The 2341-nt window shown below is 52.7% G+C and carries 4 protein-coding genes; 1 reads left to right on the top strand and 3 read right to left on the bottom strand.

Annotated features, from left to right (window positions below):
• Positions 1-43: 43 nt before the first annotated feature.
• Positions 44-433, bottom strand: coding sequence for a hypothetical protein (locus IQ270_RS29790; protein WP_193976702.1), 390 nt, complete (start codon positions 431-433; stop codon positions 44-46).
• Positions 434-580: 147 nt separating this feature from the next.
• Here IQ270_RS29790 and queA point away from each other — a divergent pair, with 147 nt between their 5' ends.
• On the top strand, positions 581-1717 hold the full coding sequence (gene queA / locus IQ270_RS29785) for a tRNA preQ1(34) S-adenosylmethionine ribosyltransferase-isomerase QueA (protein ID WP_193976701.1): 1137 nt from the start codon (positions 581-583) through the stop codon (positions 1715-1717).
• Positions 1718-1870: 153 nt separating this feature from the next.
• On the opposite strand, the gene rpmF is transcribed toward queA, so the two are convergent.
• On the bottom strand, positions 1871-2044 hold the full coding sequence (rpmF, locus tag IQ270_RS29780) for a 50S ribosomal protein L32 (protein ID WP_193976703.1): 174 nt from the start codon (positions 2042-2044) through the stop codon (positions 1871-1873).
• Between the two features lie 89 nt (positions 2045-2133).
• A partial coding sequence (locus IQ270_RS29775) for a hypothetical protein (RefSeq protein WP_193976700.1) occupies positions 2134-2341 on the bottom strand: 208 nt, incomplete at its 5' end.

Below are 2341 nucleotides of genomic sequence, written 5' to 3'. Positions count from 1 at the left end.
CCCCTGCCCTCTGCCGTAACAGTTAATTTATCTGGACAGAAGTTTAGGCGAGAGTTTCCGGGCAATATCCCAGACCCTTGACAAATTGCTGGCGAAACGCTTCAATTTCCTTACGGTCGGGGCTACCGTGACAAACCACCGCCACCTGGTAACGGCGCATCACGCTTAGCGGCGACTGTCCTGTTTCCAAACTCCAAAGTGCCATTTGCAAGCGAATTTCTGGATCGTAAGGAATCCCGAGTTCGTTCATAAAAGCCCGAAAATCCCCGTGCATTTCTGGAGTTAAGTATTGGCTCATTTTCACCTTCACCACCCAGCCGTCAATTTGGTGAATAACAGTGATAAATTGCAAGGGAAGATGACTAGCCGCGCGCAGGTAATCCACGACTCTCAGAGTGAGGCTAGTATTGGCGATGTAGTAGAGGTATTCCATAACTATCCTTCCGGCAAAGCTGATGCTACACCTCTATCCTCGCGGGCTATACCCGCAACCGCAAGGGGAAAAGCACCCGACTTTGGATGGGGGTTTTTACCCAATTTGTTACCTAGTTGACAGATCGATCGTACAGGAATTCACCCGATGACAGAGCTTGACTGGTCTTTGGACGGCTACGACTACGAACTTCCGCCCGACTACATTGCCCAAAATCCCGCAGTGCCGAGGGATAGTTCTCGCTTGCTGGCTGTAGATTCTCGCTCCAGCCACCAACACCGGATTTTCCGCGATTTGCCCGACTTGTTGCAGCCGGGAGACTTGCTGGTACTCAATAACACTCGCGTGTTGCCAGCGAGGCTCTACGGGCACAAACCCAACGGCCCGGCTGTGGAGATATTATTGATGGAAGAACGAAAGCACAACTGCTGGCTGGCTTTGGTAAAACCGGGGAAACGCTTAAAGTTGGGGGCAAAAATTGAGTTTGAGCCGATCGCCCCACCCTCTGATGACTCCGCAGCAGCCCCTTGCTGTTGCCTTCCCCAAGCGGAGGTACTCGCGAGGCGATTGACTGCGACAGTTATAGAAAGGGACGAGGCAACCGGGGGACGGCTGTTGGAGTTTGACATCCCCACAGATGCGACTCTGGCGAAGTTTTTGGACGAATACGGCCACGTACCCCTGCCGCCCTACATCGACAATTCCCAAGCAGCGCCGGAACAGTACCAGACTGTGTATGCCGATCGGCCCGGGGCGGTGGCTGCCCCCACAGCAGGCCTCCACTTCACCGAAGAATTGTTCAGCCGCTTGCAGCAACGGGGAATCGAAAAAACTTTTGTTACCCTCCACGTCGGAGTAGGAACGTTTCGCCCGGTGGAGGTGGAAGACGTGACTGCTCACAAAATGCACCAAGAATGGGTCGAAGTACCCGCCGCCACCGTCGAGAAAATCCGCTCTACTCAAGCCAGAGGCGGGCGGATCTTTGCCGTAGGTACGACAGCAGTGCGAGCCTTAGAAGGAGCCGCCGCCGCCAGGGGCGATTTTTCCTTGCAGCCTTTTTGCGGCCCGACAAGTCTGTATATTTATCCCGGTTACAAGTGGCGGGTTGTAGACGGGATGATTACCAATTTTCACTTGCCCCGCTCTACTTTGATGATGATGGTAAGTGCGATGATTGGAAGGCCTCGGCTGTTGGATTTGTACCTAAGAGCGATCGAGCATCACTACCGCTTTTATTCCTTTGGCGATGCCATGCTAATTTTACCGGCGGCAAAGAAGGATTGACTCCGATCTAACAGCATTCTCAACTTTTGCTGGAGGGCCGGCCATCTGCGGCCACCCCACAATAAAATTTATGTTTTGTGGGACAGCCACCGGGCCTGTTAACCGAGAATGGTGCAAAATATCAGAAATGCCAATTGTTAATTTTTAATCGCTTTACTCTTCCTCCTCTTCTTCATTGCCGGGATACACGAAGCTGTTGGAACGTCCAGTCAGAACTGATTTGCCCAGGGACATAGCTTTCTGAGCTGCCACTACAGCTTTGCGCTTCCATGTGGCCTTACGCATATTCTTTCTGGATTTGGAGGTTTTCTTCTTAGGGACTGCCATGACGCTAAATACTTTGGGATTGTACAGACAAACAAACATTCTAGCCGATTTTGCCTTGCTCGCTTGCTCGACCGACAACAAATGTTTCATTAGTAGGGTGCGTCAGCCGTTAGCTTCTCCAACAACACGCCAAATCCCCCGGCTGACGCACTCCCAGCAGCCAAATTCCCGTAGGGTGCGTCAGCCGTTAGCTTCTCCAACAACACGCCAAATCCCCCGGCTGACGCACTCCCAGCAGCCAAATTCCCGTAGGGTGCGTCAGCCGTTAGCTTCTCCAACAACACGCCAAATCCCCCG

This window comes from Microcoleus sp. LEGE 07076, from assembly GCF_015207455.1.
Classification (GTDB): Bacteria; Cyanobacteriota; Cyanobacteriia; order Cyanobacteriales; family Microcoleaceae; genus Microcoleus.
Note: the sequence above shows the minus strand (reverse complement) of the source record. Positions and strands in the feature narration are given on the sequence as shown.

Coding starts and splice junctions, on each gene's coding strand:
- queA (WP_193976701.1), top strand. CDS start 581: ATGACAGAGCTTGACTGGTCTTTGGACGGCTACGACTACGAACTTCCG.
- IQ270_RS29790 (WP_193976702.1), bottom strand. CDS start 433: ATGGAATACCTCTACTACATCGCCAATACTAGCCTCACTCTGAGAGTC.
- rpmF (WP_193976703.1), bottom strand. CDS start 2,044: ATGGCAGTCCCTAAGAAGAAAACCTCCAAATCCAGAAAGAATATGCGT.